The organism is Kaistia sp. MMO-174 (assembly GCF_037147815.1).
GTDB classification, from domain to species: Bacteria; Pseudomonadota; Alphaproteobacteria; order Rhizobiales; family Kaistiaceae; genus Kaistia; species Kaistia nematophila.
The window spans coordinates 462,645-489,022 of record NZ_JBBCUO010000004.1 but is presented as its reverse complement, the minus strand read 5'-3'; the positions used below and the strand labels follow the sequence as shown (position 1 = coordinate 489,022).

General features: G+C 65.5%; 27 protein-coding genes and 1 tRNA gene. 13 read left to right on the top strand and 15 right to left on the bottom strand.

The features are described from left to right. Positions 1-40 precede the first annotated feature (40 nt). The 3 genes from WFK98_RS17265 to WFK98_RS17255 are packed head-to-tail and all read left to right on the top strand — an operon-like array spanning position 41 to position 2,815. Complete coding sequence (locus WFK98_RS17265) at positions 41-913, top strand: F0F1 ATP synthase subunit gamma (protein ID WP_266338964.1); 873 nt, start codon at positions 41-43, stop codon at positions 911-913. A gap of 25 nt (positions 914-938) precedes the next feature. Beyond that, positions 939-2,384 carry a F0F1 ATP synthase subunit beta gene (gene atpD / locus WFK98_RS17260; protein ID WP_336801109.1) on the top strand — a complete coding sequence of 482 codons (1,446 nt, stop codon included), beginning with the start codon at positions 939-941 and terminating at the stop codon, positions 2,382-2,384. 26 nt (positions 2,385-2,410) lie between these two features. Then, positions 2,411-2,815 carry a F0F1 ATP synthase subunit epsilon gene (locus WFK98_RS17255; protein ID WP_266338962.1) on the top strand — a complete coding sequence of 135 codons (405 nt, stop codon included), beginning with the start codon at positions 2,411-2,413 and terminating at the stop codon, positions 2,813-2,815. 151 nt (positions 2,816-2,966) lie between these two features. Here WFK98_RS17255 and WFK98_RS17250 read toward each other — a convergent pair whose 3' ends face one another. The 14 genes from WFK98_RS17250 to WFK98_RS17185 form a co-directional block, all read right to left on the bottom strand. Next, positions 2,967-3,296 (bottom strand): RcnB family protein, encoded by a 330-nt coding sequence (locus tag WFK98_RS17250; protein WP_336801108.1) that lies wholly within the window; start codon positions 3,294-3,296, stop codon positions 2,967-2,969. Positions 3,297-3,407: 111 nt separating this feature from the next. Beyond that, positions 3,408-3,926: an RNA pyrophosphohydrolase gene (locus tag WFK98_RS17245; protein WP_266338960.1), complete on the bottom strand. Its 519-nt coding sequence runs from the start codon at positions 3,924-3,926 to the stop codon at positions 3,408-3,410. A gap of 331 nt (positions 3,927-4,257) precedes the next feature. Beyond that, the gene (locus WFK98_RS17240) at positions 4,258-5,592 is read right to left on the bottom strand and encodes a S41 family peptidase (RefSeq protein ID WP_266338959.1); all 1,335 of its coding nucleotides are present in this window, start codon (positions 5,590-5,592) and stop codon (positions 4,258-4,260) included. Next, complete coding sequence (locus WFK98_RS17235; RefSeq protein ID WP_336801107.1) at positions 5,589-6,950, bottom strand: murein hydrolase activator EnvC family protein; 1,362 nt, start codon at positions 6,948-6,950, stop codon at positions 5,589-5,591. The genes WFK98_RS17240 and WFK98_RS17235 overlap by 4 nt, the downstream gene beginning before the upstream one ends. A 180-nt stretch (positions 6,951-7,130) precedes the next feature. Beyond that, a complete protein-coding gene (rlmH, locus tag WFK98_RS17230) occupies positions 7,131-7,610 on the bottom strand; it encodes a 23S rRNA (pseudouridine(1915)-N(3))-methyltransferase RlmH (RefSeq protein WP_336801106.1) in 480 nt (159 codons plus the stop codon). Positions 7,611-7,619: 9 nt separating this feature from the next. Continuing rightward, positions 7,620-8,045 carry a ribosome silencing factor gene (gene rsfS / locus WFK98_RS17225; protein WP_266338956.1) on the bottom strand — a complete coding sequence of 142 codons (426 nt, stop codon included), beginning with the start codon at positions 8,043-8,045 and terminating at the stop codon, positions 7,620-7,622. A 125-nt stretch (positions 8,046-8,170) separates the two neighbouring features. After that, on the bottom strand, positions 8,171-8,836 hold the full coding sequence (locus WFK98_RS17220) for a nicotinate-nucleotide adenylyltransferase (RefSeq protein ID WP_336801105.1): 666 nt from the start codon (positions 8,834-8,836) through the stop codon (positions 8,171-8,173). Beyond that, positions 8,833-10,125 carry a glutamate-5-semialdehyde dehydrogenase gene (locus tag WFK98_RS17215; RefSeq protein ID WP_336801104.1) on the bottom strand — a complete coding sequence of 431 codons (1,293 nt, stop codon included), beginning with the start codon at positions 10,123-10,125 and terminating at the stop codon, positions 8,833-8,835. The genes WFK98_RS17220 and WFK98_RS17215 overlap by 4 nt, the downstream gene beginning before the upstream one ends. 10 nt (positions 10,126-10,135) lie before the next feature. After that, complete coding sequence (gene proB / locus WFK98_RS17210; protein ID WP_336801103.1) at positions 10,136-11,293, bottom strand: glutamate 5-kinase; 1,158 nt, start codon at positions 11,291-11,293, stop codon at positions 10,136-10,138. A 100-nt stretch (positions 11,294-11,393) separates the two neighbouring features. After that, on the bottom strand, positions 11,394-12,437 hold the full coding sequence (gene obgE / locus WFK98_RS17205; RefSeq protein ID WP_266338952.1) for a GTPase ObgE: 1,044 nt from the start codon (positions 12,435-12,437) through the stop codon (positions 11,394-11,396). After that, positions 12,434-12,991, bottom strand: coding sequence for a GNAT family N-acetyltransferase (locus tag WFK98_RS17200; RefSeq protein WP_266338951.1), 558 nt, complete (start codon positions 12,989-12,991; stop codon positions 12,434-12,436). The genes obgE and WFK98_RS17200 overlap by 4 nt, the downstream gene beginning before the upstream one ends. After that, on the bottom strand, positions 12,963-13,658 hold the full coding sequence (locus tag WFK98_RS17195; RefSeq protein ID WP_336801102.1) for a GNAT family N-acetyltransferase: 696 nt from the start codon (positions 13,656-13,658) through the stop codon (positions 12,963-12,965). The genes WFK98_RS17200 and WFK98_RS17195 overlap by 29 nt, the downstream gene beginning before the upstream one ends. 116 nt (positions 13,659-13,774) lie before the next feature. Then, the gene (gene rpmA / locus WFK98_RS17190; protein WP_266338949.1) at positions 13,775-14,047 is read right to left on the bottom strand and encodes a 50S ribosomal protein L27; all 273 of its coding nucleotides are present in this window, start codon (positions 14,045-14,047) and stop codon (positions 13,775-13,777) included. A 47-nt stretch (positions 14,048-14,094) separates the two neighbouring features. After that, positions 14,095-14,757, bottom strand: a complete 663-nt coding sequence (locus tag WFK98_RS17185; RefSeq protein ID WP_266338948.1) for a 50S ribosomal protein L21 — start codon at positions 14,755-14,757, stop codon at positions 14,095-14,097. Between the two features lie 593 nt (positions 14,758-15,350). On the opposite strand from WFK98_RS17185, the gene WFK98_RS17180 reads away from it, so the two are divergent. The 4 genes from WFK98_RS17180 to WFK98_RS17165 all read left to right on the top strand — a co-directional run bounded on the left by WFK98_RS17180 (position 15,351) and on the right by WFK98_RS17165 (position 17,676). Next, positions 15,351-15,440, top strand: a tRNA-Ser gene (locus tag WFK98_RS17180). A 240-nt stretch (positions 15,441-15,680) separates the two neighbouring features. Continuing rightward, positions 15,681-16,073, top strand: coding sequence for a helix-turn-helix transcriptional regulator (locus WFK98_RS17175; protein WP_336801101.1), 393 nt, complete (start codon positions 15,681-15,683; stop codon positions 16,071-16,073). Next, positions 16,070-16,525 carry a helix-turn-helix domain-containing protein gene (locus WFK98_RS17170; protein WP_336801100.1) on the top strand — a complete coding sequence of 152 codons (456 nt, stop codon included), beginning with the start codon at positions 16,070-16,072 and terminating at the stop codon, positions 16,523-16,525. The genes WFK98_RS17175 and WFK98_RS17170 overlap by 4 nt, the downstream gene beginning before the upstream one ends. A gap of 59 nt (positions 16,526-16,584) precedes the next feature. Continuing rightward, entirely contained in the window at positions 16,585-17,676 is a 1,092-nt protein-coding gene (locus WFK98_RS17165) for a tyrosine-type recombinase/integrase (RefSeq protein WP_336801099.1), read from the top strand. A gap of 634 nt (positions 17,677-18,310) precedes the next feature. On the opposite strand, the gene WFK98_RS17160 is transcribed toward WFK98_RS17165, so the two are convergent. Next, positions 18,311-19,240 (bottom strand): LysR family transcriptional regulator, encoded by a 930-nt coding sequence (locus WFK98_RS17160; protein WP_336801098.1) that lies wholly within the window; start codon positions 19,238-19,240, stop codon positions 18,311-18,313. A gap of 160 nt (positions 19,241-19,400) precedes the next feature. Here WFK98_RS17160 and WFK98_RS17155 point away from each other — a divergent pair, with 160 nt between their 5' ends. The 6 genes from WFK98_RS17155 to WFK98_RS17130 all read left to right on the top strand — a co-directional run bounded on the left by WFK98_RS17155 (position 19,401) and on the right by WFK98_RS17130 (position 26,283). Continuing rightward, positions 19,401-20,642 (top strand): hydantoinase/carbamoylase family amidase, encoded by a 1,242-nt coding sequence (locus WFK98_RS17155; RefSeq protein ID WP_336801097.1) that lies wholly within the window; start codon positions 19,401-19,403, stop codon positions 20,640-20,642. 13 nt (positions 20,643-20,655) lie between these two features. Continuing rightward, a complete protein-coding gene (puuE, locus tag WFK98_RS17150) occupies positions 20,656-21,555 on the top strand; it encodes an allantoinase PuuE (RefSeq protein ID WP_336801181.1) in 900 nt (299 codons plus the stop codon). After that, on the top strand, positions 21,552-22,454 hold the full coding sequence (locus WFK98_RS17145; RefSeq protein ID WP_336801096.1) for an NAD-dependent epimerase/dehydratase family protein: 903 nt from the start codon (positions 21,552-21,554) through the stop codon (positions 22,452-22,454). The genes puuE and WFK98_RS17145 overlap by 4 nt, the downstream gene beginning before the upstream one ends. Positions 22,455-22,601: 147 nt before the next feature. Continuing rightward, the gene (locus tag WFK98_RS17140; protein ID WP_336801095.1) at positions 22,602-23,693 is read left to right on the top strand and encodes a sugar ABC transporter substrate-binding protein; all 1,092 of its coding nucleotides are present in this window, start codon (positions 22,602-22,604) and stop codon (positions 23,691-23,693) included. Next, a complete protein-coding gene (locus tag WFK98_RS17135) occupies positions 23,693-25,273 on the top strand; it encodes a sugar ABC transporter ATP-binding protein (protein ID WP_336801094.1) in 1,581 nt (526 codons plus the stop codon). Before WFK98_RS17140 ends, WFK98_RS17135 begins: the two co-directional genes overlap by 1 nt. Continuing rightward, complete coding sequence (locus WFK98_RS17130; protein ID WP_336801093.1) at positions 25,270-26,283, top strand: ABC transporter permease; 1,014 nt, start codon at positions 25,270-25,272, stop codon at positions 26,281-26,283. Before WFK98_RS17135 ends, WFK98_RS17130 begins: the two co-directional genes overlap by 4 nt. Positions 26,284-26,378: the final 95 nt, after the last annotated feature.

The following is a 26,378-nucleotide window of genomic DNA, read 5'->3' as shown; positions in this document are numbered from 1 at the left end:
TCGCGCGACCCGGACTTCAGACCGATCGACAGGGACGCTCATGCCGAGCCTTAAGGAACTAAAAAATCGCATCGCCTCGGTGAAGGCGACGCAGAAGATCACCAAGGCGATGCAGATGGTCGCCGCGGCGAAGCTGCGTCGTGCCCAGGCTGCTGCGGAAGCTGCGCGCCCCTATGCGGAGCGCATGAACGCCGTGCTCGCCAATGTGGCGACCGGCGTGAACACCGACGACGGTCCGCGCCTGCTTGCCGGCACCGGTTCCGACCAGACGCATCTTCTCGTCGTCTGCACGGCCGAGCGTGGTCTTTGCGGCGCCTTCAACTCGTCGATCTCGCGCCTCGCCCGCGATCACGCCCTACGCCTGCAGCGTGAAGGCAAGACGGTGAAGATCCTCTGCGTCGGCAAGAAGGGTTACGACATCCTTCGTCGCCAGTTCCAGACGGAGATCATCGAGCTCGTCGAGCTGCGCACCGTCAAGCAGATCGGCTTCGCCAATGCGGACGCGATCGGCCGCAAGCTGTTGAAGCTGTACGAGGACGGCCAGTTCGACGTCGCGACGCTGTTCTTCGCCAAGTTCCGTTCGGTGATCCAGCAGATCCCGACGGCGCAGCAGGTGATCCCGGCGCAGCTCCCGGCCGAAGAAGCCGGCGCGGCCCTGTCGAACTACGAATATGAGCCGAGCGAAGCGGCGATCCTCGAGGATCTGCTGCCGCGCAACATTTCGGTCCAGATTCTGGGTGCTCTCCTCGAGAACGTCGCGTCCGAGATGGGCGCCAAGATGTCGGCGATGGACAGCGCCACGCGCAACGCAGGCGAGATGATCAAGAAGTACACGCTCCGCTACAACCGGACGCGCCAGGCGATGATCACCAAGGAACTGATCGAGATCATTTCGGGCGCCGAGGCGCTCTGACCGGATTTTTGGAAGGTTGAACACCATGGCGAACACCAATCAGCAGGCCGGCTCCGGCCGCGTCACCCAGGTCATCGGCGCCGTCGTCGACGTGCAGTTCGAAGGCTATCTGCCCGCAATTCTCAACGCCCTCGAGACCGACAACAACGGCAACCGCCTCGTGCTGGAAGTCGCCCAGCATCTCGGCGAGTCCACCGTGCGCTGCATCGCCATGGACGTGTCGGAAGGCCTCGTCCGCGGCCAGAAGGTCAAGGACCTCGGCGGCCCGATCCAGGTTCCGGTCGGCGCCGGCACCCTCGGCCGCATCATGAACGTCATCGGCGAGCCGATCGACGAGGCCGGCCCGGTCGAGGCCGAAGGCCTGCGTCCGATCCATGCGCCGGCTCCGTCCTACTCGGAGCAGGCCACCTCGGCCGAGATCCTCGTCACCGGCATCAAGGTCGTCGACCTGCTCGCTCCCTACTCCAAGGGCGGTAAGGTCGGCCTGTTCGGCGGCGCCGGCGTGGGCAAGACGGTTCTGATCCAGGAGCTCATCAACAACGTCGCGAAGGTGCACGGCGGTTACTCCGTGTTCGCCGGCGTGGGCGAGCGTACCCGCGAGGGCAACGACCTCTACCACGAGTTCATCGACGCCAAGGTGAACGCCGATCCGCGCAATCCGGATCCGGCCGTGAAGTCCAAGTGCGCCCTCGTGTTCGGCCAGATGAACGAGCCGCCGGGCGCCCGCGCCCGCGTCGCCCTGACCGGCCTGACCGTCGCCGAGAACTTCCGCGACCAGGGCCAGGACGTGCTGTTCTTCGTCGACAACATCTTCCGCTTCACCCAGGCGGGTTCGGAAGTGTCGGCTCTGCTCGGCCGCATCCCGTCGGCGGTGGGCTACCAGCCCACGCTGGCGACCGACATGGGTCAGCTGCAGGAGCGCATCACCACCACGCACAAGGGCTCGATCACGTCCGTGCAGGCCATCTACGTGCCGGCCGACGACTTGACCGACCCGGCGCCGGCCACCTCCTTCGCCCACCTGGACGCCACGACGGTTCTGTCGCGCGCGATCTCGGAAAAGGGCATCTACCCGGCCGTGGATCCGCTCGACTCGACCTCGCGCATGCTCACCCCGGCGATCGTCGGCGAAGAGCACTACGCGGTCGCCCGTCGCGTGCAGCAGATCCTGCAGCGCTACAAGGCCCTCCAGGACATCATCGCGATCCTGGGCATGGACGAGCTTTCCGAAGAGGACAAGCTCACCGTGGCCCGCGCCCGCAAGATCGAGCGCTTCCTGTCGCAGCCCTTCGACGTGGCCGAGGCCTTCACCGGCTCGCCGGGCGTCCAGGTCAAGATCGAAGACACCATCAAGGGCTTCAAGGGCCTCTGCGACGGCGCCTACGATCACCTGCCGGAAGCGGCCTTCTACATGGTCGGCACGATCGAAGAAGCGATCGCCAAGGCCAAGAAGCTCGCGGCCGCGGCCTGATCGTCTGACGAGAGAAAGAACCCAGCATGGCAGATCCGTTCCCGTTCGAACTCGTATCGCCCGAGCGGCTCCTGCTTTCGGAGTCGGTCGTCTCGGTCGTGGTGCCGGGTACTGACGGCGAGTTCACGGTTCTCAAGGACCACGCTCCCTTCATGGCGACCATCAAGCCGGGCTGCGTGGTCGTCACCCAGGTCGGCGGCGGTGTTCAGAAGTTCTTCGTGCGCGGCGGCTTTGCCGACGTGAACGGAGCCGGCCTGACCATCCTCGCCGAGCAGGCGATCCCGCTTGAAAGCCTCGATCCCGACGCGTTCGCGCTCGAGATCCGCAATGCCGAGGAAGACGTCGCCGATGCGCGCGACGACGCCCAGCGCATTGTGGCGCAGACCAAGCTGCAGCAGCTTCAGGACATCCGCGAAGCGCTCGGCCATTGATCTCCCGCGGCTTCGGCCGCGGGTCCAGAATGAAAGAGCCCGCCATCGACCTCTGTCGATGGCGGGCTTTTTCATTGTTGGCGCCGATGGGCAAGTCGGCGGCGGCCGGCGCGGAGGCGATGGCCGCTGGGACCATCGCCTGATCGAAGCCTTAGCGGCCGGCGTTGGCGATCGCGGCGATGACGCCGGTGGCGATGCCGATCATCAGGTACTGGCCGTCATTCTCGACCCACTGATAGCCGCGCGGCGGCGCCTTCAGATTGTGGCGCTTGTAGTCGATCCGGTCGCCGCGATACTGCGACGGGACGCGCTGGCCCTTCGACCAATGCTTGCGGTGCTGCGGCTTCTTTGCCTGCTTGCCGTGCTGCTGCTCGTAGCCGCCGGAGCCGCGATGGTCGCGGTCGGTGCGATAGGACTGCGCGTTGGCAGCCGGCACGGCGAGCATCGAAAGCGCGATCGTGGCGAGAAGAATCTTCTTCATGGCGGGTCATCCCTCGTTGTTGATGACCCGCTTGTAGCGCCGACAGCCTGAACCAAAACTGAACGGCTGCCTTACTATCTGTTCATCCGGCCGCGGCAGCGTGAACCGTGATCAGGGCGCCAGGTGGCGAAACGCCTGCACCACCTGCTCATAGACCTTGCGCTTGAACGGCACGATCAGCGAGGGCAGGTTCTCGATGGGCTCCCAGCGCCAGGAGATGAATTCCGCCTCGGCGCTACCGTCTCCGGGCTCCAGCACGTTGATCTCGCTTTCGTCGCCCTCGAAGCGGAAGGCGAACCACTTCTGCCGCTGGCCGCGATACTTGCCCTTTAGCGCCACGCCGACCAGCTCCGGCGGCAGGTCATAGTCGAACCAGCCCTCGGCTTCGGCGAGCAGCGACACTGTTCGGATGCTGGTCTCCTCGAACAGTTCGCGCCGAGCCGCCGGCAGCGGATCCTCGCCCTTGTCGATGCCGCCCTGCGGCAGCTGCCAGATCGGATCTCCCGGCGTCAGCTCGGCATTCGGCGAGCGCTCGCCGATCCATACCAGCCCCTCCCGGTTGAAGACGACGGTGCCGACGCAGGGGCGGTAGGGCAGCGAGGTGGGGTCGATCAGCTTCTTGCTGGACATGTTCTGGGTCACCATTCGAGGCCCGCATGACAGCCTTCGCGGCGCGCGGTGCGGGGAGGGAGATCGGGCGGGACGATAGCACGGCTTCGGCGGATCGGCGTGACAGCCGCCGCTCTGTTCACATGCGGTCGCAGGGCGGGAAAAGAAGGCCGCGCGGCGGTGGCGGACGGCGCTGAACGGCATTCTCTCGCCGGAAGCGGTAAGAAGCGCGTGCGGACCGATCATCGGCTCAGGGCCTCCCACAAGGTCCTGCGTGCGGTCGGCGTCGAGGGACGCCGGAGCGGACGCCCAAAGAAAAACGGCGCCTCGATGAGGCGCCGTCTTTTGGAAGTCAGTTCGGAACGGCGGTGGCCGGGTTCGGCGGGAAGGCGCTGTTCGCCTGCTTGCCGTCGAGGAGGCCGATCGCCTGCTGCAGTTGCTTGTCGTCCTTCGCCTCCGGCGGGACATAGGCCTGCGAGCCGGTGCCCTCGTCGCCGCCGCCCTCGTTGGTGAGGTGGCCCTTGAGCGAGGCTTCGCCCTTGGTGTCGGTCACCTTGTCCTTGAGCTCCGGCGGCAGGTCCTGCACGACCTGGATGTCCGGATCGATGCCCTTGGCCTGGATCGACCGGCCCGACGGCGTATAGTAACGCGCCGTGGTCAGGCGGATGGCGCCGTTGGAGCCGAGCGGGATGATCGTCTGCACCGAGCCCTTGCCGAAGGAACGCGTGCCGAGGATGGTGGCGCGCTTCTGGTCCTGCAGGGCGCCGGCGACGATTTCCGACGCCGAGGCCGAACCGCCATTGATCAGCACGATCACCGGCTTGCCGTCCGTCAGGTCGCCCGGATGCGCGTCGTAGCGCATGTTCTGGTCGGCATGGCGGCCGCGCGTCGAGACGATCTCGCCCTTCTCGAGGAAGGCGTCGCTGACATATTCGGCCTGGTCGAGCAGGCCGCCCGGATTGTTGCGCAGATCGAGGATGTAGCCCTTGATCTTGTCCTTGCCGATCTCCTGCTTGAGCTTGTCGATCGACGACTTCAGGCCGTCGAAGGTCTGCTCGTTGAAGGAGGAGATGCGCAGGTAGCCGATGTCGCCCTCGGCGCGCGAGCGGACCGACTGGACGCGGATCACGTCGCGCACGATCTTGACGTCGAAGGGCTTCTCGACGCCCTTGCGCTGGATCGTGACGGTGATCGGCGTGTTGACCGCGCCGCGCATCTTGTCGACGGCCTGGTTCAGATTCATGTTCTGGATCGCCTCGCCGTCGAGCGAGATGATCAGGTCGCCGGCCAGGATGCCGGCCTTGGCGGCCGGGGTGTCGTCGATCGGCGACACGACCTTGACGACGCCGTCCTCCATGGTCACTTCAATGCCGAGACCGCCGAACTCGCCGCGGGTCTGGACCTGCATGTCCTTGAAGTCTTTGGGGTTCATGTAGCTCGAATGGGGATCGAGCGAGGTCAGCATGCCGTTGACCGCAGCTTCGATCAGCGCGCTTTCATCCGGCTTCTCGACATAGTCGGAGCGGATGCGTTCGAACACGTCGCCGAACAGATTGAGCTGCCGGTAGGTATCCGAGACGGCGGCATGCGCGACGCCCGGGATCAGGCTCGGAACCTGGGGGAGGGTCACCGCGGCCGTCGCGCCGATGATGGTGCCAGCCAGGAGGAGCGAAACGTTGCGTATCATCCGCCAACCTTTTCGTCGTTGGACCGGGCCCACCAGGGAGCCGGGTCGATCGAGTTACCGTCTTTTCGAAATTCGACATAGAGCACGGGCTGCGTTGCGCCAATGCCTACGGTGCTGCCGCTTGCGAGCAACCGTGTTCCCATCAGCGCCACAGGTTCCCCTGCGAGAACGAACTGTCCCAATTCGACGTCGATCCGTTCCATCCCTGCCAGCAGGATATGATATCCGCCACCGGCGTTGATGATCAAGAGTTGTCCGTAGGACCGGAACGGACCGGCATAGACCACCCAGCCGTCGGCGGGAGAGGAGACCCGCGCCGCGGCGCGCGTGGCGATCGACAGGCCCTGCGTGGTGCCGCCGAGGCCGTCCGCATCGCCGAACGCCTTCAGCTGCACGCCGTTGGCCGGTCGCGGCAGCAGGCCCTTGGTCGAGGCGAAGGCCACGGCAGGGGCGATGCGGTCGGCCGAGCCGAGGCTTTCCGGGCTGCGCGGGGCGCGGCCGTCATTCATCGCCGCCTGGTTGGCGGCCTCGGCCTTCTTGGCGGCTTCGGCCGCGTCGGCGGCCGCCGCGATCTGGCCCTCGAGGTCGGCGATCAGTCCCTTCAGGCTGGTGGCGCTTTTCGCGAGCGCCTCCGATTTCGCCTGCTCCTCGGCAAGCTGCTGCTCGGAGCGGTCGCGCGCCTTTCGCTTGTCCTCGACGAGATATTCGATGCGCGTCCGCTCTTCGGCGAGCGCGCTGGCGTCGGCGCGCATGCGGTCGCGCTCGCGCGATTGTTCCGTCTTCAGCGCCACCAGGTGCTGCAGGTCGGTGGCGAGTGCCTCTGCCTCGACGCGCAATTCCGGCACGACCGAGCCGAGCAGCATGGCGCTGCGCACCGAGGCGAGCGCATCCTCGGGGCGGACGACGATCGCCGGCGGCGGCTTGCGGCCCATGCGCTGCAGCGCAGCCAGCACATTGGCGAGCACGGCGCGGCGCGAGTTGAGCGAGGCGTGGACGGTCTTTTCCTCGTCGAGCAGGCCGCCCATGCGCTGCTCGGCCTCGTCGATCTGTCGTTCCAGGCCCTTGGCCCGCTCGCCCGTCTCGATCAGCGACTTGTTGAGCGTGGTGCGGTCCTGGTCGAGCTGGTTCATCTCGGCGCGCAACGCCGCCTGGCGCTCGGCCGTGACCTCGATGTCGTGCGTGATGGCGTCGAGCTCGGCCCTGCGCGCGCTGCGCTGCTGCTCGGTCTGGCTCGGCGCGGCCGTCTGGGTCGCCTCGGTCGTGTCCGTCTCGGCCGTCGGCTCGACCGCGAAGCCGGACAGCGTCGCGGCGGCGATCAGCGTCGCGGCGAGAGCGGCCCGCCCGACGAGGGGGACCATCTGTCGAGGCAGCGGAGAAACCCGAATGCGAACCAAGTGCAGGCGCCCGACGGCTATGGCTGATGGAACAGCGACGAGATTTGGCAGCGAAGCGTTAACACCTCGTCAACCTCCAAGTGCCGAAGCGTAACGGCGGATTGCGGCCGAAGCGCGACGGCCCGCGCGGCGACATAGGGCGGCCTATTCGCGATGGTAGGGGTGGCCGGAGAGAATCGTCATGGCGCGGTAGACCTGTTCGGCCAGCAGCAGGCGGACGATCTGGTGCGGCCAGGTCATGGCGCCGAAGGCGAGCTTCAGGTCGGCGCGCTTGCGGATGGCGTCGCCATGGCCGTCGGGACCGCCGATGGCGAAGACGAGGTCGCGCGCGCCCTGGTCGCGCCAGTCGCCCAGCCGCTTGGCGAAGGCGGCGCTCGACGGCGTCTCGCCGCGTTCGTCGAGGGCGACCAGGATGGCGCCCTCGGGCAGCGCCGCGAGCAGCGTCTGCGCTTCCTGCGCCATGCGTTCGTCGCCGCGCTGGGCCCGGCTTTCGACGAATTCACGGACGGAGACGGTCAGGCCGAGGCTGCGCCCGGCCTGCGTGGCCCTGTCGAGATAGCGCTCGATCAGCGCGCGGTCGGGGCCGGCCTTCAGCCGACCCACGGCGGCGATCTGGATGCGCATCGAACGGCCTTAGCTGCCGGGCTGTTCCCGCGAGGGAGCCGGCGCGGACAGCGACTCGTCCGCCGACCACATCTTCTCGAGATTGTAGAAGGCGCGAACCTCGGGCCGGAAGATATGGACGATGACGTCGCCGGCATCGAGCAGCACCCAGTCGCAATGGGGCACGCCCTCGATACGTGCAATCCGCCCGCCGGCCTCGGTGAGGTCGCGGTCGATATGCTCGGCAATCGCGCTGACATGGCGCTGCGACCGCCCGGTGGCGACGACCATGTAGTCGGCCAGGGCGGATTTGCCGGCGATGTCGATGGAGACAATATCCTCGGCCTTCGAATCTTCGAGGGTGGTGAGGATCGCTTTGAGAGCTTCGTCCGCCGCAATCTGCCGGCGCACGCTAACTCGGTGAGGCACGCGCTGGATAGCGTCCTCAGGCTGCATTGCCGTCGTCAGTGGTCAGTCCTTTCGCCATTGGCGCGATGGGCCTTTTCTCTGGCCAGGAGCAGTTGCGCTCCACGCGATGGAAATCGTGCAAAAAAGGACATAGGCACGACGCTGTGGCGCTTTCAAGACGCGGCGGCACTCTTAATGCGTTTGGCGCGCAGTTCTGTCGAAGAAAGCGCAATGCGGGGCCCGTGCAGGTAGATCCAGGCCGGCGTTTCCGCCACTGGCAGCTGCGCCGCGTCCGCCTCGCGCAGCCGGCGCCGCCGGAGCGCGATCGCCGCCGGCGCGGCCGGCCCGGTGAAGGTGCTGCCCGGCCGGTCATAGACCGCGATCGGCATCATGGCGGCGATCCGCCGCCAGTCGCGCCAGCGATGAAACTGGCGCAGATTGTCGCCGCCCATCAGCCAGACGAGGTCGACGCCCGGCAGCCGGTCGGTGAGGATGGCCAGCGTGTCGGCGGTGAAGCGCGATTTCAGCGTCGCCTCGATGGCGGTGACGTGGATCTTCGGATGCCGCGCCATGGCGCGCGCGGCCGCGACCCGGCGGCCGAGCTGGTCGGGCGCGTGGCCCTTCAGGGGATTGCCCGGCGTCACCAGCCACCAGACCGCGTCGAGCTTCAGCCGCCGCAGCGCCATCAGGCTGACGGTCAGGTGGCCCTGATGCGGCGGATCGAAGGATCCGCCGAACAGCCCGATGCGCTGGCCGGGCGCCGCATAAGGCAGCTTCAGGGCCGAGCGCAATGCCGGATCGATCGCTTCCTCCGTTCCGCTCCCCCCTGCGGAATTCACGGCCGCGTCTGCCCGGAGCCGTTGACGCGATACTTGAACGAGGTCAGCTGCTCGACGCCGACCGGCCCGCGCGCATGCATGCGGCCGGTGGCGATGCCGATCTCGCCGCCGAAACCGAATTCGCCGCCATCGGCGAACTGGGTCGAGGCGTTGTGGACGACGATGGCGGAATCGACCTCGGCCAGGAAGCGGGCCGCCGCCTCGGCGTCGTCGGTGATGATCGCGTCGGTATGGTGCGAGCCATAGGTCTCGATATGGTCGATGGCGGCGTCGAGGCCGTCGACCACCTTCACGGCGATGATGGCGTCGAGATATTCGGTCGACCAGTCTTCCTCGGTCGCGGCCGTCGCGGCGGCGATCCGCCTGGTCGTCTCGGCGTCGCCGCGGATGGCGCAGCCGGCGGCGATCAGCGCCTCGACGATCGGCACCAGATGGGTGTCGACGACGGCGCGGTCGATCAGCAGCGTCTCGGCCGCGCCGCAGACGCCGGTGCGGCGCATCTTGGCGTTGACGAGGATGGTCTTGGCCATCTCCAGGTTGGCGGCCGCATGCACGTAGATGTGCACCAGGCCCTCGAGATGGGCGAAGACCGGCACGCGCGCCTCGTTCTGGACGCGGGCGACCAGGCTCTTGCCGCCGCGCGGCACGATCACGTCGATGGCGCCGCCAAGGCCGGAGAGCATGGCGCCGACGGCGGCGCGGTCGCGCGTCGGCACGATCTGGATGGCGTCGGCGGGCAGGCCGGCCGCGACCAGCCCCTCGACCAGCGCCGCATGGATGGCGGCGGAGGAATGGAACGAGTCCGAGCCGCCGCGCAGGATGACGGCATTGCCGGCCTTGAGGCAAAGCGCGCCGGCGTCGGCCGTCACGTTGGGCCGGCTCTCATAGATGACGCCGATGACGCCGAGCGGCGTGCGCACGCGCTCGAGATGCAGGCCGTTCGGCCGGTCCCAGGCGGAGATCACCGTGCCGACGGGATCGGGCAGGGCGGCGATTTCCTCGATCGCCGCCGCGATGCCCTCAACGCGGGAAGGCGTCAGCGTCAGGCGGTCGATGAAGGAGGCGAGCGCCCCCTCGGTCTGCATCGCCGCGACGTCCTTGGCATTGGCGGCAAGGATCTCGCCGGCGCGCGCGCGGATGGCGGCGGCCATGGCGGAAAGCGCCGCGTTCTTGCTGTCGGCCGAGGCGAGAGCCAGGCGCCGCGCCGCGGCGCGGGCGCGCCGGCCGATTTCCAGCATCACGGCTTCGACCGTTTCGGTCTCGTTTTCGCGGAGGAGGGACGGGGTCATCTGGATCTTCCTATTCGCCGCGAAGCGCCATGTCGTCGCGATGGACCATGGCGGCCCGGCCAGCAAAGCCGAGAATCGTTTCAATTTCCTTGGTGTTGCGGCCGGCGATCCGTTCCGCGTCGGCCGCGTCATAGGCGACGAGACCGCGGGCGATCTCCTCGCCGTTCGGCCCCTGCACGATGATCGCGTCGCCGCGCTGGAACCGGCCCTCGATCCGGCGCACGCCGGCCGGAAGCAGGCTCTTGCCGGTCCGCAGCGCCTTGACGGCGCCGTCGTCGATCACCAGCACGCCGCGTGTCTCCAGATGGCCGGAGATCCATTTTTTCCGCGCGGTGACGGGGTTGAGCTCCGGCAGGAACCAGGTTGCCTTGGCGCCGTCGGTGATCCGCTTCAGCGGGTTCAGCGGCTTGCCGAGCGCGATCAGCATCGCGGCGCCCGCGACCGTCGCGATCTTCGCCGCCTCGACCTTGGTCTTCATGCCGCCGCGCGAGAATTCCGAGCCCGCGCCGCCGGCCATCGCCTCGATCTCGGCGGTGATGCGCTCGACGACGGGAATGAACACGGCGTTCGGATCGGATTGCGGCGGGGCGGTGTAGAGGCCGTCAATGTCGGAGAGCAGCACCAGCAGGTCGGCGCCCATCATCGAGGCGACGCGGGCGGCGAGCCGGTCGTTGTCGCCATAGCGGATCTCGCTGGTCGCGACGGTGTCGTTCTCGTTGATCACGGGAATGGCACCGAGCTTCAGCAGCGTGCCGATGGTCGAGCGGGCGTTCAGGTAGCGGCGGCGCTCCTCGGTATCGCCCAGCGTCAGCAGGATCTGGCCGGCGGTGCGGCCATGGCGGCCGAGCATTTCGGAATAGGCGCGCGCCAGCGCGATCTGGCCGACGGCGGCCGAGGCCTGGCTTTCCTCCAGCTTCAGCGCGCCCTTGGGCAGGCCGAGCACGCCGCGCCCGAGCGCGATGGCGCCGGAGGAGACGAGCAGGATCTCGCGCCCGCCGGCGGCGAGCTGGGCGACGTCGTCGACGAAGGCCGCCAGCCAGTCCTCGCGAAGCCGCCCGGTGGCGCGGTCGACCAGCAGCGCCGAGCCGATCTTGATGACGATGCGGCGGAAATTCTCCGGCTTGAGCTTCGCCGCGATGTCGGCGGTCTGTTCCACGATCAGGCTCATGGTGTCTGTGCTCTTCGATCCGATGGGGCGATGCCCCGTTGCAAGGCTCAGGAAACAGAGGCCGGCGAGACGAGGCTCGCCCGGCCAGGGTTCATGAGCTTCACGGTCGCCAGGGTTCGGGCTTGGCGCTCGGATGCATGTTCGGGTCTTCCAGCTTGCCTTCGTCGATGATGCGGCCGATCGCCCGCAGCGCCGCCTCGACGCCGACGCGGGTCGCGGCGGAAAGCACGAGCGGCGTATGTCCGCAGGCCTTGGCGAGCTTCCTCTTGATCTTCTCGAGCTCGTCCTCGGGGATGGCGTCGGCCTTCGACAGCGCCACCACTTCGCGCTTTTCGGCCAGCACGTCGCCATAGGCGTCGAGTTCGCCGCGCACGATGCGATAGGCCTCGGCCGGATCTTCCTGTGTGCCGTCGACGAGATGCAGCAGCACGCGGCAGCGCTCGACATGGCCGAGGAAGCGGACGCCGAGGCCGACGCCCTCATGCGCGCCTTCGATAAGGCCGGGAATGTCGGCGAGGACGAATTCGCGGCCGTCGCTCCTGACGACGCCGAGGTTCGGATGCAGAGTGGTGAAGGGATAATCGGCGATCTTCGGCTTGGCGGCGGTGACGGCGGCCAGGAAGGTCGACTTGCCGGCATTGGGCAGGCCGACCAGGCCGGCATCGGCGATCAGCTTCAGCCGCAGCCAGATCCAGCGCTCCAGCCCCTCGAGGCCGGGATTGGCGCGGCGCGGCGCCTGGTTGGTCGAGGTCTTGAAATGGGCGTTGCCGAAGCCGCCATTGCCGCCCCGGGCCAGCTGCACGCGCTGGCCGACATGCGTCATGTCGGCGATCAGCGTCTCGCCGTCCTCGTCATAGATCTGCGTGCCGACGGGCAGCTTCAGCGTGACGTCGTCGCCCTTGCCGCCGGCGAGATTGCGGCCCATGCCATGCACGCCGACCTTGGCCTTGAAATGCTGCTGGTAGCGGTAGTCGATCAGCGTGTTGAGGCCGTCGACGCATTCGGCCCAGACGTCGCCGCCCCGGCCGCCATCGCCGCCATCCGGCCCGCCGAACTCGATGAATTTTTCCCGACGAAACGACACGCAGCCGGCGCCGCCGTCGCCGGAGCGGATGTAGACCTTGGCTTCGTCGAGAAATTTCATGTTTTCAACTCGTAGTGACGCGCGCGCGTCAGGGCTGTGTCGATATGCGCAAGATCGCGGCCGAGCGCAAGGTTATGCTGGACCGAGCGGCCGACGATCTCGAAGCCTAGCCGCTTCTGGATGGCGAGCGAGCGCTCGTTGCCCTCGAAGACGCCGGACTGGATCGCGCGGATGCGCGGGTCGCGGAACGTGTCGTCGACGAGCGCCGCGACAGCCTCGCTCATGTAGCGCTTGCCCCAGTGCGCCTGCGCCAGCCAGTAGCCGAGCACCGGCTCGGGGCCGGCGTCGCGCAGCGAGATCAGGCCGATCATGCCGTCGCGATCGATGGCGTAGACCTGCTCGGCGCTGACCGGGCGCTGCGCCCGCTCCCAGGCGAGGAAGCGCTGCGCCTCGTCGAGATCATAGGGGTAGGGGACGCGCGCCAGCCAGCGCGTCACCTCGTAGTCGCTGAGGCCGGCCACGATGGCGGGGCCGTCATCGGGCCGGAGCGGCCGCAGCAGCACATTGGCCGCGCGGATCGTCTTCTCAGGCAGCATCGCTCGTAACGTCATCATCGCTCGCCCTCGTGTCGAGACCCTTCATCGTTCCGAATTCCGTCGGCGCCGTGGCGCCCCGGGAATTGGTGTCCCAGGAATTGGCGCCCCAGGCCTTCAGGCTCTGCCAGACCCGGCGCTCGAGCACGAAATGTTCGACCGGAACGGAGCCGCGCTCGGAAAGAGAGCGCACCATGCCGGTGTCGCGGAACTGGAAACCGCACTTCTCGACCACCCGCCGGGCGGGCCCGTTGGTCACCCGCACCACGCACCAGAGCCGCTCCAGCCGGCCGGCGCCGAAGGCATGGTCGATCGCCGCATGGGCGATCTCGGTGCCGAAGCCCTCGCCCCAGTGGTGCTCCGCGACCCAGAAGGACAGGTCGTGTCCGTTCGGGCGGGATTCGCTCGGGCGGTGGAAGCTGGCGCCGAGCAGGCTGCCATCCGATCGCGACAGGGCGATCTGCGCCCCGCCGGCGGCCGGATAGCGGCTCTGCCGGATCCAGGTTTCCGCATCGGCGCGGCGATAGGGGTGCGGCACGCTGACGAGATTCTTCGCGACGCGCGGATTGTCGATGGCCGCGGCGAGGACTGCCGCATCTTCCGTCCTGGGGCGCCGCAGCACGAGCCGCGCCGTCAGGACGGTCCGTTCTTCGTCCTCTGTCGTTCCTTCTAGATCCTGGTCCCGCATTGGTGCCTCCCGGTCGGGCCAAAAGAAAAGGGGAGATGGTGTCCCATCTCCCCTGTCTTCAGGCCGTCACGGTCGGCCGGGTCGATGCGACACCGGCGTTCCTTGAGAAGAGCCGGTTATTCTGCAGCCTCCAGCGCCGCCGGGGCGACGGAGACGTAGGTACGGCCATTGGCTTTCTTGCGGAACGATACGAAACCGTCCGTCACGGCGAAGATCGTGTGATCCTTGCCGAGGCCAACGCCGGTGCCCGGATGCCACTGGGTCCCGCGCTGGCGCAGGATAATGTTGCCGGAAATGACGGCTTCGCCGCCGAACTTCTTGACGCCGAGACGGCGACCCGCGGAATCGCGACCGTTGCGCGAGGAACCGCCTGCCTTTTTGTGTGCCATGATCGAACTCCCGATCCGTTGGTTAGGGGCGCGCTAGGAAGCGCGGCTCAGCGATCTTCGCCAGACTTCAGCTCTGCCTGGTCGATCTTGGCGCGCGGCGGCTTGCCGGCGAGAAGTTCGGAGGCCTGCTGGACCCACTCTTCACGGCCGACGCGGCCACGGAGCGCGAGTTCCTCATCGTACTTGGCGATGTCGGCATCGGTCCAGGCAGCGATCTGCTCCCAGGAGGTGACGCCGGCGGCGCGCAGCTTCTTCTCGATGGTCGGGCCGATGCCCGAGATCAGCGAGAGGTTGGAGCTGTCGATCCCGCCGCTTGCGAGCGCGGCCGGGGCGGCGTCGGCAGCCGGAGCGGCCTTGGTCTTCGCCTTGGCGGCCTTCTTGCCGGAATCCTTGGCGCCGTTCGTCAGGATCTCGTTGATCCGGACGAGCGTCAGGCTCTGGCGATGGCCGCGGCTGCGCTTCGAGTTCTGGCGACGGCGCTTCTTGAACACGAGGATCTTGCGCGTGCGGAACTGCTCGATGATCTCGGCCGAGACCGAGGCACCGGCCACCAGCGGCGCACCGACGGTGACGCCGGCGTCGCCGCCGACGAGAAGGATCTCCTCGAAGGTCACCATGTCGCCGGGCGCGCCGGTGAGAAGCTCGACTTCGATCTGGTCGTTGGCGGCAACCTGGTACTGCTTGCCACCGGTCTTGATGACTGCGAACATTGTTCTTTCCGTTGTTCAGCGGGACCTCGAAGGGTCCGCTTCTTCAGTCAGGGTTTCGGGAAATGGAAATGGCGCAGCCAAAACGCCGCGCCGCCATTCGGCCCGCACTTATAGGGACGGAGCCGCGCCTGTCAAGCGAAAGCGGCCTTTCGGCGCCCTGAAAAGCAAGCCCGGCCGCCCGCTCGCAGCCCGCCGCCGGCTACGCAGATTTCGCGATTGGGCGGGAGCGGCGGGGAAAGGCAGGGGGTGTCCCGGCGATGTACTGGGCCGCGATGGCTCCCCTGCCCGGACCGGGACCGTTGGCTGGCTGTCGTCGCATCGGCAAGCCCCTGCGGGCGCGGAAGCGCCGAGAGGGAGCGGCGGCGGCAAGCGCCGGCCCCATGGCGCGCCACTGCCGTAAGGCGGGATAAGGCTCTGCCGCTCCCTGAGGAGACCGCGTGCGCGCCGAAGGCCTTTTCTGCCCCGGTCCGGCTCGCGGCGCTTGGGCCGTTCGCAGCCACATTCATCCACAAGCCGTGGGAAAGGCGGCGAAGGGGCTTGTCATCCCGTGCCGGCCCATGTATCAGGCCAATCGCGCTAGACAGCGCCACCGCGGAGAGGTGGCAGAGTGGTCGATTGCACCGCACTCGAAATGCGGCATACTCGCAAGGGTATCGGGAGTTCGAATCTCCCCCTCTCCGCCATTGTTCTTGTGTATGATATTGATTTTTATTCAATATTTTGTGCGCCTTCAATCTCAGACCATCAGTCAGCCCATCACTCTCCTGACTTTCCACAGGGTGATATGCCCTGTTGCATCCTGATCCCGACACAGCCAATTTGATGCGGCCTGATTTGCATCAAGTCAGACCATAAAAGCAGTTGCGCATGGATGTGCTTGCTTCTCATTCACCCTGCCTCCGGGCGGGAAAGAGAGCTGACGCATGTCCATTACCAGCCCAAGTGAACTTTCGCTCCTCGATCTTCTCGAACCGCAGCGCGACGAATCGGCTGGAGCTAGAGCTTTTGTCTCTGTGGCGCTACCCACTGACGCGCCCGCTCCTGCCAATAAGCGTGCCCGTGCCAAGAACCGCCGTGTCGCGGAAGGAAGTATCGTCATTCCTCTTAGCGTCCCAGCGGGTACAGACGCTGGAGCGCAGGCCTATCTGTCGGTAGCCCAGGTTGCCAGGCGCTTTTCGGTAAGTGTTCCGACGATCTGGCGCTGGGCCAAGACGCGACCGGAATTCCCGAAACCTGTTGTGCTCTCCCCTGGAACAACTCGTTGGCGCCTGGCTGATCTGGTTGCGTTCGAGCAGAACCTCGGAGCGAGCGCATGACTATGCCTCGGCCGAGCGCGCGCAAACCGTCGCGAATCAATCATTCGCCGAGAAAGGCGAAGCAGAACTGGATCTACGACCTCCGGGCCGTTGCGGCACTCTATCTGGTTCATCCGAACACCGTTCGCAATTGGGTCAAGCAGGGGCTGCCGTATTTTAGGGACGGCAAAAAACGCCTGTTTCACGGGGATGATCTCAATGAATTCCATCGCATCGCACGCGAACGTCGCAAATTCCCCTGCGGGCCGGGGGAGCTCTACTGCCCCCGGTGCAAACAGCGCCATTCGCTCGTAGGGCGTCTCGTTTCCTTTTGTTGGAAGAACGCCGCTGCCGGCACTCTCGACTGGGAGTGTCCTGATGGCCGAGGACGCAATGCGACCTACATGGGGCGCTCCCGCTATGACGACCTTGCCAAGGCGGGTGTCAATCTTAGCAGCGACATCGACGACTAATGCTCATCCCCTTTCGCTGCTCAAGTTGTGATGAACACTCCAAAAATTGGGTGACTTGCATGACCGTCGAAAACGACATCCTGCGCTACCGTTACCAGGGGTTTCTGGAACACGCCAAAGGCAACTCCACGAAAACGATCGACAGCCATCTACGTGCTATCGTGGGCTTCAATCAGTTCCAGCGCGGCCGGCTTTTTGGAACCATCACCATTGAGCACATCATGGCCTTTCGAAAGCACATCCTGGAGAAGGTGTCCCAAACGACCGGCGAGGAACTCTCCGCCTCCACGATCGTGCACACGCTGGGAGCGCTACAGGACTTCTTTCATTGGCTCGTCGATTCGGAATTTCCGAAGTTTGACAGGGCGGCCATCGAGTACTTCACGCCGCCGAAGCGTACGGAACTGAATGCCCGCACCCGTCCGCGACGCCAAGTTCCTACTCCGGAGGATATCGCGCGTATGGTCGCCGCGATCGACATCGACACTTTCATTGGTTTGCGAGATGCCGCTGTGATTTCAATCATCTTCCTGACGGCAATCCGCGATGGGGCTCTAGTCTCGCTCAGGATCAAACATGTTCGTGCCGACCAGCGTCAGATCAACCAGGATACCAACGAGGTCGATACCAAGCTCGGCCAGAACCAAGTGACAACATGGTTTCCAGTTGGCGAACAATACGAAGCGATTCTGTTGAAATGGCTTCATGCTCGGAAGGCAGCCGGCGCGACAGATGAAGACCCACTCTTTCCAAAGACACCCTCGATGATTGCGCCGAAGGCGAGCCAGGCGGACTGCAATCTGCCATGGGCCTCGGCAACGCCGGTACGGGCCATTTTCAAAGATGCCTGTGCCACTGCTGGACTGCCCTACTTCAATCCGCATTCCGTCCGGAACACCCTCGCCCACATGAAGGGCAGAGTATGCCGCACCGATGAGGAGAAGAAGGCTTGGAGCCAGAACCTTGGCCATAAGCATATGAGGACGACTGACGACGACTATGCGCATGTGGCCAGTGAGCGGCAGCATGAATTGCTGGCGGGAATGACTACTCGCGGTGAGGAGGGTTTGGACGCCGCCGAGATCTTTGATCTGTTGCGAGCGGCCACTCCGGAGAAGAGGGCAGCAGTCAGGGTACTTCTTTCCGGCTAGGCTGGGGCAATTCTAGGTCCTGCCTTGCGAAGGGAATCCAAAATCTGATCACGACCGGCGTCGGTCCGTTGCGCAACCCGCGCCAAGACCGGATATTGGAAGCGCATGCGCTATCAGCCAGTTCCGTTCCACCGCACCGCCCACACCATGAAGCTCGGCGCCTTGCCGGCAGCCTGCACCAGATCTCGATCAGTGGCTCGTTGCGAATGCGCGGCTCGGAGCTTCGACCTGACGGCTATCAGGATCAGGAGCTCAAGTATCAACTTGGTCTGTGTCGGCCTGTCGGCGTGCAGAAGCTCCAGGAACCTCATTCGAATGGCGCGTCTCATAACCGAGGGCGTGAACGTCGGCGCGCTGGCCCGATGCCAACTCCCGCTCCTGGCGCATCCAGGACGTGTAAAGCGGTAAGCAGCAGCGTCTGCTTTCAGGAAATCGCAGGTCCGATCTCTACGGCCGAGATAGGGCACCAAGTCGACAATCGCAAACTGATGGCATTTTACTGCTTTTGCCGCGAGTGGGGCTAAGGCCAAGTCGTTCCGGCAGCGTCCAGCGCAGAATACGGAGCCGTCCTGACGATTCATATTGGTGCGTTTCTCTACCGTGGGACGGGAGCTCGAAACCGAAGTACGTCGAGCTAGGATGTAGGCTCATCATTTGGCTTCGTCGGGGGCTGAAACTTGCCAGACGTGGTCGCTATGGCAGTCAAGGCGACGTTTTCAAGCAGCTGGTGGGCGGGAGCTGCTCCGGTAAGCGGCCGGATGGAGTAGATCTGCAGTGGAATTGGCTTGGGGTCGGAACGCAGCCGCCTCAGACGGCCGGCTTCCAGATCGTTTTGGTAGAGAGCCTCCGGAAGATAGGCGAGCCCCAATCCGGCCATGGCGAGGTCCGCGGCGGTCCGGAATGTGTTGCAGATCGTGAGATTGCGAAAATGGACGTCGTTGGCGGTCAGCCAGCTTAGCGTCGAGCCGCGGAACTGCCATTCGCGGGACGTTGCAATGACCGGCAGCTCACTGAGGCTTCGGGGTGTCACGACATCCGGGATCTCGAGCATGACTGACCCGCACATCCAGCAGAAGTCGATCGTCTCGAGCGGCGACGAGGTAAAGCGGGATTGCGGCATCTCGCAGGCGGCGAAAGCCATGTCCAGCGTTCCGGCGTGCAGCTTTTCCTCGATCACATGCGACAGGGCCACCTCGAGCTCGAGCTGCAGGCGGGGGTACATACTGCGTAGCAGGCCGATCAGCTTCGGCAGCCATGTCAGCGCGACGATCTCCGCCACGCCGAGCCGCACATATCCGACGACATCCTCTTTGGCGGATGCCGCCTGCCGGAAGCGGTCGGCGGCCAACAGGATCTCTTCCGCATAGGGCATCAGGAGTACGCCCTGCGGCGTCAGCCGCGCAGTCCGCTGGGAGCGGTCGAATAGTGCCGTTCCAAGGCGTGCCTCCAGCTCTTGGATCCGCATGGAAATGGCGGACTGCGTGGCGTTCAGCCGATGGGCGGCCTGGGCAAAGCTCCCCATCCGCGCAGCCCAGTAGAATGTCTCGATATGCCGATGGTTCATGCTGGCTCCCTCCCGCATCTGCTATCAATACTTCAATTTTCCTGAGCTGTCTTGCTCATCAGAATTCGATTTTTCTGGTCTTTGGCCTGTGGAATGAATTTCGTATCGCGGTGGCTGCGCCTGCGGCCGCCAACACCGCCAATGACGTGAGTGAGGAATCGTGGCTAGCCCGTTCATCGAAATCGACCCGGCCTTCGTCGAGAAAACCGTCCTCGAACTGGCTGCCTTCGGCGCGGTCGGAGAGACGGGCGTTTCGCGCACCGTTTACTCGCCGGAATGGATCGGCGCGACCGACTACTACGCCGGGGCTTGCGCGGCGGCCGGCCTCGAGGTTCATCGCGATGCCGTCGGCAACGTATGGGGCAGGCTGCGGGGAACGACAGGCGAGAAGTCCGTCGCGTCGGGATCGCACATCGATTCTCAGACGCCGGGGGGGCGCTATGACGGCGCGCTCGGCGCCGTCGCCGCCCTGGTCGCCGTCAAGGCGCTAAAGGAGCAGTTCGGGCAGCCGAAGCGCACGATCGAGGCCGTCGCGTTCTGCGAGGAAGAGTCCAGTCGGTTTCCGAACGCGAACTACTGGGGCTCCCGCGCCGTCACGGGCCGCATTGCGCCGCAAGATTCCGAGCGCGTCATTGCCTTTTCCGGCGAGACGATCGCCACGGCGATGCGGGAAGTCGGACTCGATCCGGGCCGCATCCCTGAAGCGCGCCGTGACGACATCTCCGACTTCGTCGAGCTTCATATCGAGCAGGGCCCGATCCTGGAGCAGGCGGGGCTTCCGGTCGCCATCGTTGATGCCATCACCGGCATTCGCCACTATCGCGGCGTGATCAAGGGCGTACAGAACCACGCCGGCGCCTTCCCGATGGACATCCGCCACGATCCGCTCGCCGGATTTGCCGAGATCGCGTCGGGGCTGATCAACACGGCGCATCGGGTTGGCCGTCCCGCCGTTACCACCGTGGGGCGGGTCGTCGTTGAGCCGAACTTCCCGGGGATCATACCCGCTCAGGTGGAATTCACGATCGACGCGCGGCATCCCGATCCGCAGGCCCGACGCCATCTCTACGCGATGCACGAAGATCTGATGCAGGAGGTGGCAAAACGCCGGGGCCTGGATATCGACTGGAACGTCATGATCGACCATGAACCGTCACCGTCCGACCCTGCCATCGTCTCCACGCTCCAGCGTGTCGCGGGCGAGCAGGGCGTTCCGTTCATGACCATGGCCAGCGGCGCCGGGCACGATTCGCAGCAGATGGCCGCGATTGCCAAGGTCGCCATGATATTCGTGCGCTCGAAGGACGGGCGCAGCCATACGCCGGATGAGTTCTCATCCGTTGAAGACATCGTCGCCGGTATTCGCGTCCTGGCGGCCGGTCTCCACGCGCTCGCCTATTGAGAGGAGTGTTCCAATGACCTATCCGCGCGATCTGCGGGGCTATGGGCGTCATTCGCCCGATCCCAAATGGCCCGATGGCAAGAAACTCGCCGTCCAGTTCGTCATCAACTATGAGGAGGGCGGCGAGAACTCGGTGCTGCACGGCGACCGGCAGAGTGAAGCCTTCCTCACCGAGGAGCCGACTGCCGCCTTCCAGAACATCCGCAACCTAAATGTCGAGTCGCAATACGAGTATGGCAGCCGCGTCGGCTGGTGGCGGCTCTACCGAATGTTCACCGAGCGCGATCTGCCGGTCACCATCTTCGGCATCGCGGCAGCGCTACAGAAGAATCCGGAGGCCGTGGCCGCCATGAAGGAGGCAAATTTCGAGATCGCCTCGCATGGATTGCGCTGGATCCAGTATGCGGAAATGCCCGAGGAGCAGGAGAGGGCGCAGATCGCTGAGGCCATCCGCATCCACACGGAGGTCACCGGTTCGCGTCCGACGGGGTGGTATACGGGGCGAATGAGCCCCAATACGCGGCGGCTCCTCGTGGAAGCGGGCGGCTTCACCTATGACGCGGATTCCTTCGCCGACGATCTTCCCTATTGGGTCGAGACCAACGGCCACGATCACCTCGTGGTGCCCTATACGCTCGACAACAATGACGGGCGCTACGTCAACACGTTCGGCTACCAGTCGCCCAGCTTCTCGGCCTATCTCATTCAGGCCTTCGACTTCCTCCGTCGGGAAGCCCAGAAGTCGCCGCGGATGATGAGCATCGGCCTGCACACGCGCATCGTCGGTCGCCCGGGTCGGGCAGCGGATCTCGAGCGCTTTTTGGACCACGTGGCGGCGGCCGACGATGTCTGGGTTACCCGGCGCATCGACATCGCGGAACACTGGCGCCGGTTCCATCCGGTCAAGCCATGAGTGGCGCGGTCCTCGTCACCGGGGCGCGGGGGCTCGTGGGCGGCGCGGTCGCGGCGGCTCTGCGGCGCTCGGGAACAGAAGTGATCGGGCTCGACCTGGAGGCCGACACCGCGGGCGGCGTTGTGGCCTGCGATCTGCTCGACGCGCAAAAGCTTGCCGACATCGCGGGCGATGCCAGCCTCGCCGCCATCATTCATTGCGGTGCCGTCTCGGGACCATCACTCTTCCGCGACGATCCGGCTCATGTCGCCCGCACCAATTTAGGAAGCACGCTGAATGTGATGGAGCTGGCCCGAACAAGGCAGGTTCCGCGAGTGGTGTTTGCCTCCTCCGGCAGCGTCTATGGCCGCACCGAGGACCGGGAGCTGCGGGAGAGCCGCGCCCTCCATCCGAGTTCGGTCTACGCGGCGACGAAGATTGCCGGGGAGGCGCTGGTGGAGGCCTATGCCAGCCGGTATGGCGTATCCGGCGTCTCGCTGCGCATCGCCGCCGTCTATGGGCCGGCAAGGCGAACATCCTGCGCGATCCGGGAAATGATCCTGGCGGGTCACGAGGGGCGGCGGCTGGCGCTGCCATCCGGCGGCAAGCAGCGCTATCACTACGTGCACGTCGATGATGTCGCGGCGGCAGTGGTCGCCGCCATGCACGCGGCGGTCCTGGCGCAAAGGGCGTATTCGGTCGCGGCCGACCCAGGGGTGAGCCTCAAGCGCCTCGCTGCCCTTGTCCGCGAAATCGTGCCGGGCCCGCCGATCGTCGTGGACGACCTGGAGGACCCGGAGTCCGATCCGCAGGGACCCTACGATTTGTCAGCGATCGAACAGGATCTCGGTTGGAAGGCGGCGATTGACCTTCCGACGGGCATCCGCTCCTACGCTGCGTTCCTACTTCAGAAATTATGAAGGCACTTCTTCAAATCAATTCGATTGCGTGAATTGACCGTCGTCCCAATTCTTTAAGGAGGGATGGCTGGTCTGTTCGCAGTTTCCGCCGCCCAAAGAAAACAACACCGCCGATGTGGGCGACCTATCCATAGAGGGATGATGAACATGACCAAGCTTCTAGTCGGCGTTGCCGGCGCCGCATTGTGGTTTTCCGCATCGATTGCACCCGCCGGTGCCGTCGACCTTGAGGCCATTCGGGCGAGCATCGCCGAACATCAGAAGCTGCCTGCCTTCACGCCGCCGGGCGAGCCCTTCGATGCGAAGAGCTGCATGGCGGACAAGAAGCTGATGGTGGTTCCGTTCTCCAGCGCCGTCGAGTTTACAGGCGGCGTGGCCACGCGGATGACGGAGATCGCCAAGGAAATCGGCTTCCAGTACGACCACTACCAGACGCAGGGCCAGCCGTCGCAGTGGATTCAGGGCATCAACCAGGCCATCACGCAGGGCTACAGCCTAGTCGACGTCCTGATGTCGGATCCGCGCGTTCTCCTGCCGCAGGCCACGCAGGCGGACCAGGCAGGGCTGAAGATCGTCGCGGCGCATGCCTCGGGTTTCGATACGCCGGCGCCGGCGCCGTTTCAGAACGTTCATATCGACTATACCCAGGCCGGCCGGCTGATGGCGCAGTGGGCCATCCTCAAGACCGAAGGCAAGGCCAACGTCTTGGCCATCGTGGCGGAGGATTCCTTCTCGGCCAACTCGCTGCAGAACGGCATCAAGGAGGTCATGGAAACCTGCGAGGACTGCAAGGTTCAGTACCTCAATGTTCCGGTGACGGACTGGGCGACGCGCATGCAGTCCACGGTGCAGTCGGCGCTGCTGCGGGATCCCTCGATCAACTATATCCTGCCAATCTATGACGGCATGGCCCAGTTCGTGGTCCCGGCGGTCGAGCTGACACAGTCTTCGGAACGCGTGAAGATCGCCACCTTCAACGGCAGCCCCTATGTCTTGCAGCTGGTGCAGCAGGGCAAGGTCGAGATGGACATCGGAGAAAGCATCGACTGGGTCGCGCATGCGATCGTCGACGCCGAGATGCGGATGGTCTGCGGCTTGCCGTCGATCCAGGATCCTAAGGTTCCGCTTTACATCTTCGACGCGAGCAACGCCGCCTCGGCCGGCACCCCGCCGCAGATCTCCACCGGCTACGGCGATGCCTATGTCGCCGGCTACCGGAAGCTCTGGGGCTTGCAGTAATGGCTGCAGCGGCTCCCCAGGCCGCCAATCTCGTCGTCGAAGGACTGACAAAGTCCTTCGGCGGCACGAAGGTGGTCGACGACGTCACGCTGACGGTCAACTACGGCGAGATTCACGGCCTGCTGGGCCATAATGGCTCCGGCAAGTCGACGCTGATCAAGATGTTGTCCGGCGTCTATGCGCCGGATGGTGGGCGGGTGACGCTTGGCGGCCGGGAATTGCCGTTGCCGCTGCCGGCCGGCGAATTCAGCCGCTACGGCATCGCCGTGGTGCACCAGGCCCTCGGCTTGGTCCCCGCGCTCTCGGTGACCGAGAACCTTTTGGCGCGCCGGCTGGTGCGCCAAGCCAACCCGATGATTCACTGGCGGAGGGCGCATGGCGAGGCGCGCAAGGTCCTCCAGGAGTCCGGGTTGGATATCGATCCCCGGCTGCCTGTCAGCGAACTCATGCCGGTCGAGCGGGCGCTGGTCGCCATCGTCCGTGCCTTCATGGAGATCGCGGAGACTGCGGGCGGATCCGGGGGGCTTCTCATCCTCGACGAACCGACGCCCTTCCTGTCGCGCGTCGACGTCGAGCGGCTGTTCACCCTAGTCCGCAGGCTCGCGGCGCAGGGGACCAGCGTGATCTTCGTCTCGCACGACGTCGACGAGGTCAAGGAACTGACGACCCGCGCGACGGTACTGCGCAATGGCCGCATCGCCGCCAGCCTGGTCACCGCAGAAGCAGGCAAGGCCGATTTCATCGCTGCGATCGTCGGACGCCACCTTCCGGCCGAGCGGCTCAAGGCCGCCAAGAGGTCGGGCAAGACGATGATCCGTGTTTCAGGACTGTCCGCGCCCGATCTGGAACCGCTGGATATTTCGGTCGCCTCGGGCGAGGTGCTCGGTCTCTCCGGGCTGGTCGGATCTGGCTACGACCGCGTCCTCTATTATCTCTATGGCGCCGAGCCGGCGACCGGCGGCACGCTGTCGATCCAGGATCAGCCCGCTCCGATCGCCGACATGAGCCCGGCCAGGGCGATCGACAGCGGAATGGTGCTCGTTCCCGCGGACCGTCAGGGTGCCGCGATCGCGGAAGGATTGACGGTGGCGGAGAACGTCACCCTGCCGGCCCTCGGTCGCACCCTGCCGAGTCTCTTCGTTCGAGCGAGTGAGGTCATGCGGCAGGCCGCTTCCCTGGTGCAGGACTTCGATGTCCGGCCGCAGGATCCGACTCGCCTCATCCGCGAGCTGTCGGGCGGCAACCAGCAGAAGGTCGTGCTTGCCAAGTGGCTCCAGACCAAGCCGCGCGTGATCCTGCTCGACGAGCCTACGCAGGGCGTCGACGTCGGTGCCCGCCATCAGGTCTATGGGTTCATCCACGAGGCGGCGGCGCGCGGCGCCGCAGTCATCTGCGCCAGCTCCGATCACGAACAGCTCGAGATGATCTGCGATCGCGTGCTCGTCTTCAGTCATGGCCGCGTCGTGGCGACGCTGACCGGTTCCGACGTCAACAAGTCGACCATCACCGAACGCTGCCTCGACAGCTTCGGCGGCACCTTGGCTGGCGCCCCCGTAGTTCTGGAAGAGAACCCGCAATGAGCAACACAGTCACGGAAAGCCCTGCGAAGGGCGCCGAAGCCCCACGGCGCGGTCGTCGCCGCCTCCTGGTCGATCTGGAGCGGTTCGCGCTCCTGATTGCCTGGTTCGTGATCATCGCGATCTTCGGCGCGATCGCGCCCGACACGTTCCTGACTTGGCCGAACTTCTCGACGATCTTCGGCTCGCAGGCCGTCCTGGTGATCCTGACGCTCGGCCTGATCATTCCCCTGACCGCGGGCGACATTGATCTTTCCATCGCGCAGGTCCTGACACTGTCCTCGATGGTCATCGCGGTGCTCAACGTCAATCACGGCTGGCCGATCGGCGCCGCGATCGCGGCGGCTATTGCGGTCGGGATCCTGACCGGTCTGCTGAATGCCTTCTTCACGCTCTATTTTCGTATCCATTCGCTGATCGTCACGCTGGGCACGGGAACGTTTCTCCACGGACTCACACTGTGGATCAGCAATTCCCGCACCATCGGCGGCATCGACTGGAGCTTGGTCAACGCCGTCATCCTGACCCGCTTCCTGGGCATCCCGCTGGCCTTCTACTACGCGCTCGCGCTGGCGCTGGTCCTGCTTTACGTCTTCGAGTTCACGTCGCTCGGGCGCAAGGCCCTGTTCGTCGGGCGTGGACGTGACGTGGCGCGGCTGTCGGGCATCCCCGTCACGCGCATGCGCCTGATCTGTTTCCTGGCGTCCGGCGCCTTCGCGGCGATCGCCGGCGTTCTCTATGCCGGCACGTCCGGGTCCGCGGACCCCAATTCCGGTACGCAGCTGATGCTGCCGGCCTTTGCGGCGGCCTATCTCGGCGCGACCGCGATTTCACCGGGTCGGTTCAATCCGATCGGCTCGATGATAGCCGTCTACCTGCTCGTTACTGGAATTACGGGCCTGTCCATTCTGGGCATCGATACCTTCGTCCAAGACCTCTTCTATGGTGGTGCCTTGGTGATCGCGGTCGCGCTTTCGCAGCTCGTCCGTGGCCGCGAGGAATCCCTGACCTGACGGGATCGGTCGGGTCACAGTCGCGGCTCGCATCCCGATAACGGCCCCAGGCCGCATCAATGTCTCGCCGGGCCGAAAGGTCCGGCGAATTCCAT